Annotated in this window: 4 protein-coding genes; all 4 read left to right on the forward strand. The window is 69.6% G+C overall.

Annotated elements, in window-relative coordinates:
- The first annotated feature begins 304 nt into the window (after nucleotides 1–304).
- The 4 genes from HY726_01980 to HY726_01995 are packed head-to-tail and all read left to right on the forward strand — an operon-like array spanning nucleotide 305 to nucleotide 5519.
- The gene (locus tag HY726_01980) at nucleotides 305–1225 is read left to right on the forward strand and encodes an ABC transporter permease (GenBank protein MBI4607761.1); all 921 of its coding nucleotides are present in this window, start codon (nucleotides 305–307) and stop codon (nucleotides 1223–1225) included.
- An 11-nt stretch (nucleotides 1226–1236) separates the two neighbouring features.
- Nucleotides 1237–2703: a M81 family metallopeptidase gene (locus tag HY726_01985; GenBank protein ID MBI4607762.1), complete on the forward strand. Its 1467-nt coding sequence runs from the start codon at nucleotides 1237–1239 to the stop codon at nucleotides 2701–2703.
- An 11-nt stretch (nucleotides 2704–2714) separates the two neighbouring features.
- Nucleotides 2715–4583 carry a CocE/NonD family hydrolase gene (locus tag HY726_01990; protein MBI4607763.1) on the forward strand — a complete coding sequence of 623 codons (1869 nt, stop codon included), beginning with the start codon at nucleotides 2715–2717 and terminating at the stop codon, nucleotides 4581–4583.
- A 6-nt stretch (nucleotides 4584–4589) separates the two neighbouring features.
- The gene (locus HY726_01995) at nucleotides 4590–5519 is read left to right on the forward strand and encodes an LLM class flavin-dependent oxidoreductase (GenBank protein MBI4607764.1); all 930 of its coding nucleotides are present in this window, start codon (nucleotides 4590–4592) and stop codon (nucleotides 5517–5519) included.
- The last annotated feature ends 343 nt before the right edge of the window (nucleotides 5520–5862 follow it).

Consider the following 5862-nt stretch of genomic DNA (forward strand, 5'->3'; position numbering starts at 1 on the left):
GGGGGGCGCACCCACGCCGACCCCCCGCGCTCGCGCGCGCACCCACTTCGTGGGTACCCGGCGCGGGTACCCGCCCCTTCCGATACCTCCCCCCGGGGTAGTTCGAGCCGAGGGGCGTCGGCCATGCCGTGAGGCAGGCCCGCCCCGAGGCGAGGCCCGAGTTGATTGCGCCGGCCGGGTACCCGCCCCGAAGGGGCGGGTGGGCGCTCGAACGGAGGTGCTCAATCATGAGCGAAGGTAGCCCAGTGATCGACGCGCGTGACGTGAGCGCGGCAGTGCCGCCACCGCTGCTCCAGGCGGGCCCGTGAAAGTGGCGAGCGCCAGGACGGACGTCGCGCTGTCCCACGGCGTGCCCGGCGTGGGGGAGCCGACCCGCGTCAGCGTCTCGCTCCACCGGCTCTGGCGCCTCAAGTGGGGCCTGGTCGCCACCGGCATCGTCCTGGTGATCGTGGGGAGCGCCGTGTTCGCACCCTGGGTCGCCCCCCACGACCCGCTCGCGGTCAACATCCGCCATCGCCTGGCGCCGCCGGCGTGGATGGAGGGCGGCTCCCCCCAGCACTGGCTCGGCACCGACCAGGTCGGGCGCGATCTGCTGTCGCGCCTGATCTACGGCGGGCGCGTCTCCCTCGTCGTGGGCGTGTCCGCGGTGCTCATCTCCGCCTCGATCGGCGTGCTGATGGGGCTGGGGGCGGGGTACTTCGGCTCCCGGGCCGACGCCGTCATCATGACGCTGGTCAACGTGATGCTCTCCTTCCCGTTCGTGCTGCTGGCCCTCGCCGTGATCGCCGTCCTCGGCCCCAGCCTCCCGAACATGATCATCGTCCTCGGCATCGCCGACTGGCCGCTCTACACGCGGGTCATCCGCGCCGAGACGCTCTCCCTCCGCGAGCGCGAGTTCGTCACCGCGGGACGGGCGCTCGGGATGAGCCACATCCGGATAATCTTCCGCCAGATCTTCCCCAACCTGGTCTCGGTCATCGTCGTCATCGCGACCCTCCAGGTGGCGCGCGTCATCATCCTGGAGTCGTTCCTCTCCTTCCTGGGGCTGGGGATCCAGCCGCCGACTCCCGCCTGGGGGAACATGCTCGGCGAGGGGCGCCTCTACATGCTGAACTCCTGGTGGATCGCCACGTTCCCCGGCCTCGCCATCTTCGTCACCACGCTCGTGATCAACCTCATGGGCAACACGCTGCGCGACTGGCTCGACCCCCACATGAAGCTTTAGGAGAGGCCCGCGTGCGCTTCTTCCTCGCCATGGCGTCCCACGAGACCAATACCTTCTCGAACCTCCCGACCGACCGGGCGCAGTTCGAGGCCCGCGACCTGCACTACGGTGGCGAGATCCTCGAGGTCTTCCGCGTTACCGGCACGTGTCTGGGCGGCATGATCGAGGTGGCCGAGAAGCACGGCGTCGCGCTGGTGCCCTCGGTGGCGGCGGCCGCGTCGCCGGCGGGACGCGTCACGCGCGAGATCTACACGCACCTGAAGGAGCGGCTCGTGGCCGACCTGAGGGCCGCCGGACCGCTCGACGGGATCCTGCTCGACCTCCACGGGGCCATGGTGCCCGAGGGACTCGACGACGGAGAGGGAGACCTGCTGAAGGCGGTGCGGGGCGTCGTCGGAACCCGCGTGCCGATCGCGGCTCCCCTGGACCTCCACGGCAACCTCTCCAGCGACATCGTGGCTCATGCTGACTTCCTCGTCGGCTACAAGACCTACCCGCACGTGGATATGCGCGAGCGCGGGGCCGAGGCCGCAGAGCGATTGATCCAGATCGTCCAGAAGAAAATTCGCCCCGTGCGGGCACTCAGGAAGCCGCCGCTGCTTCCGCCGCTGGGCAACATGGGGACCACCAAGGGGCCCATGCGCCGGCTCTACGATCTGGCCGACGCGCTGGAACAAGACGCCAAGATACTCTCGGTCTCCATCTTCGGCGGCTTCCCCCACGCGGATATTCCGGACGCCGGCCTCGGCATCGTCGTCATCACCGATGGCGACCCGGCCCTCGCCGAGGCCAGGGCCGACGAGCTCCAACAGGTCGCGTGGGAGCACCGGCACGAGTTCGTCCACCACGGGCTCCCGGTCAGGGAGGCCGTGGCCACGGCGCTCGCCACGGAGGGGAAGCCCGTCATCCTCGCCGACATGGCCGACAACACGGGCGGAGGTGCAGCGGGAGACGGCACCGAGATTCTGCGTGAGCTGCTCCGGATCGGAGCGCGTTCAGCGGTCGTGGCGTGCCTCTGGGACCCCGAGGCGGTTCGGGCGTGCGTCAGGGCCGGCGTCGGCAACACGCTGACGCTCAAGATCGGGGGCAAGGTGGATGACCGCCACGGCGCGCCGCTGGAGGTCACGGGCCGGGTGCGCACCCTCTCGGACGGCCGCTTCATCCACAAGGGGCCCATGTTCCGCGGGCTCCCTGGCAAGCTCGGACCCACCGCGGTCCTCGACGTCAACGACGTGAAGGTGATCCTGATCTCTCACCGCTGGCAGACCCTGGACCCCGAGATGCTCCGCTTCGTCGGGATCGACCCGCGCGATGAGAAGATCGTCGTCGTGAAATCGACGATCCACTACCGGGCCGCCTTCGAGCCCATCGCGAAGGCGATCATCGAGGTGGACGCCCCCGGGCTCTCCTCCTCTAACCTGGCCCGGTTCAACTTCACGCGAGTCCGCCGCCCGATCTTCCCGCTCGACCCTCTCTGACGGAGACCCCCATGACCGCGTCCAAACCCCAGTACGAAGCCATCGTCCTGAAGAACGTGCTGATCCCGATGCGGGACGGGATCCACCTCGCCGCCGATGTCTATCGCCCCTCGCGCGCCGGGGCCTTTGCCGAGGGGCGCTTCCCCGCGCTTCTCGAGCGGACTCCGTACTCGAAGGACAACGCCGAGCGCGTCGAGCGAAACGGCCTCTGGTACGCCGAGCGTGGCTATATCGTCGTGATCCAGGACGTGCGCGGCCGCTACCGCTCGGAGGGTGAGTTCGCGTTCCTCACGCAGGAGCCGCCCGACGGCTTCGACACCATCGAGTGGATCGCGCAGCAGCCCTGGAGCGACGGCCAGGTGGGCACCTTCGGGACGTCCTACATGGGCTGGACCCAGTCGGCGGCGGCCACCCGGAACCCGCCCCACCTCAGGGCCATGTGGGTCAACCAGGGCGGGGCCAACGCCTACACCTCCACCGTCCGCCACAACGGGGCCTTCGAGATGCGCTTCCTCTGCTGGGCCTTCTGGCAGGGGGCCAAGTCCCGGGAGGCCAAGGCCGACCCGGTGATCGAGCGGGCGCTCGGCGCCGTCAACGTCCGCGAGTGGCTGACGCGCGTGCCGCTCAAGAAAGGCTGCTCGCCCCTGGCGCTGATCCCACGTTACGAGGCGTGGGCCTTCGAGATCGGGACCCACGGCGACGCCGATGACTACTGGGCGCAGCCGGGCTTCAACATCGAGCGGCACTGGCCGGAGCACGCCGATGTCCCGATGGTTTTCTCCTCGGGCTGGTACGACTCCTACACGCGGGCGAACATGGAGAACTTCGTCGGGCTCCGGCGGCTCAAGAAGGGGCCGGTCTGGGGCCTGATGGGGCCGTGGACCCACGGCTTCAAGCAGCTCGGCGTTACCTATTCCGGCGACGTGGACTTCGGGCCCGACGCCGCGGTGGACTACAACGAGCTGCGCCTCGCGTTCTTCGACGCCGTCCTCAAGAGAGTCTCGAACGGCTGGGGCAACGCGCCCCCGCTCAGGCTCTTCGTCATGGGAGGCGGCTCGGGCCGTCGGAACGGGCAGGGCCGGCTGGACCACGGGGGCCGCTGGCGCAACGAGAGCGAGTGGCCGCTGGCGCGCACCCGCGTCACGAAGTTCTACCTCCAGCCCGGCGGCGGCCTAGCGCCGGCGGCTCCGCCCGCACGCTCGGCCTCGACCAGCTTCGAGTTCGACCCACGCCGGCCCGTTCCGACCATCGGGGGCAACATGTCCTCGCTGGTGGGGCTGATGCCCCGTCCCGCTGGTGCCCCGGAGATTCCCGTCGAGGAGCGCGAGCGCGACATCATCGGGATCCCGGGCGCCTTCGACCAGCGCGAGGCGTCCCAGTTCTTCGGCTGCCGGCCGCCGGACCTCCCGCTAGCCTCCCGCCGCGACGTCCTGGTCTTCCAGAGCGCGCCGCTGGCCCGCGACATCGAGGCTACGGGACCCGTGAGGGTGACGCTCTTCGTCTCCTCGTCGGCGCTCGACACGGACATCACCGCCAAGCTCATCGACGTCCACCCACCGAACCCCGACTATCCAGAGGGCTACGCGATGAACCTGACCGACTCAATCCTCCGCCTCCGCTACCGGAACCGCGGGACCGCCGAGCTCCTCGAGCCCGGACGGATCTACGAGGTCTCCTTTGAGCTCTACCCGACCTCGAACCTCTTCGCGGCCGGCCATCGGATCCGCCTCGACATCTCGTCCTCCAACTACCCGCGCTTCGACGTGAACCCCAACACCGGCGAGCCGCTCTGGGAGAACTCGCGGTGGGAGACCGCCGTCAACACCATTCATCACGATGCCTCGCATCCCTCCCACGTGACCCTCCCGGTCATCCCGTAACCCGCCATGGTGACACAGCCGGTACGGTTTGCGATCGCGATCCCCCAGGTGGTGAACAAGCGCGGCGCCGAGCCCGCCGCCCTCGCGACCTTCCTCGCGCAGGCGGAAGCCCTGGGCTACGAGAGCGCCTGGGTGATGGAACAGATCCTGGGCCGGGCCGCCTGCCTGGAACCCGTCACGCTCCTGACCTACGCCGCGGCAGTCACGCGGACGCTGCGGCTGGGATCAGCCGTGCTGCTCACCCCGCTCAGGAACCCGGTCCAGCTCGCGAAGAGCCTGGCGACCCTCGACCAGCTCAGCGGCGGACGGCTGATCGTCGGCGTCGGGCTCGGCGGTAACCCGCGCATCTATCCCGCGTTCGGGCTCTCGCCTGAGCGGCGAGTACGCCGCTTTGCCGAGGGGATCCGGCTCATGAAGCGGCTCTGGACCGAGGAACGGGTCACCGTCGACGGCGAGTTCTGGAAGCTCGAGAACGCCGCGATGGAGCCGAAGCCGGTCCAGAAGCCTCACCCGGCCCTCTGGTTCGGCGCCCGCCAGCCGGCGGCGCTCACGCGAGCCGTCGAGCTCGGCGACGGCTGGATCGGCGCCGGGTCCAGCTCGACCGCCGAGTTCAGAGAGCAGGCGGCTCACGTGCGCGCGTCGCTTGCCGAAGCCGGGCGGGATCCCGCCACCTTTCCGATCGCCAAGCGCGTCTACCTCGCCCTGGATCGCGACAAGGGCCGGGCGCTCGCGCGGCTCCGCGAGTGGTTCGGTACCTTCTACGGAAACCCCGGACTCGCCGATCGGGTAGCGATCGTGGGGGACACGGACGAGGTCATCGCCGGGTTGAACGAGGTTCGGGCCGCGGGGGCCGGGCTGCTCCTCCTGAACCCGGTGTTCGACGAGCTCCGCCATCTGGAGCTCCTCGCGGGCGAGGTCGTGCCGGGCGTCGCCTGACCCGACGCAAAGGTCTTGACGCACGCCCGCTCCCGAGCGACCCTCGCTACCGGAGCAGGGCGACGCCGGTCGCCTCGGCTACAAGCACTTCGGAATAGCCGCTGTTCGAGCGCCCACCCACTCCTTCGGAGTGGGTACCCGGGGCCGAACCCGCCGCGCTCGAAATACGCCCAAGGGGAGGCTTCGGAGGGGGCCGTCGAGGCCCCCTCCGATTAAGCACAGTCGGAGTAGAGATGACGATTACTCGTAACCCCCTCCACAGATCCGGACGAGCGGCATTACCGCATCCGGCTCTTGCCTCAGGTGACAACGCCAAGTCGCCGAAGGGGATAGGGGTGACAGA

This window comes from Candidatus Rokuibacteriota bacterium (assembly GCA_016209385.1).
Classification (GTDB): domain Bacteria; phylum Methylomirabilota; class Methylomirabilia; order Rokubacteriales; family CSP1-6; genus JACQWB01.

Coding starts and splice junctions, on each gene's coding strand:
- HY726_01990 (MBI4607763.1), top strand. CDS start 2,715: ATGACCGCGTCCAAACCCCAGTACGAAGCCATCGTCCTGAAGAACGTG.
- HY726_01995 (MBI4607764.1), top strand. CDS start 4,590: ATGGTGACACAGCCGGTACGGTTTGCGATCGCGATCCCCCAGGTGGTG.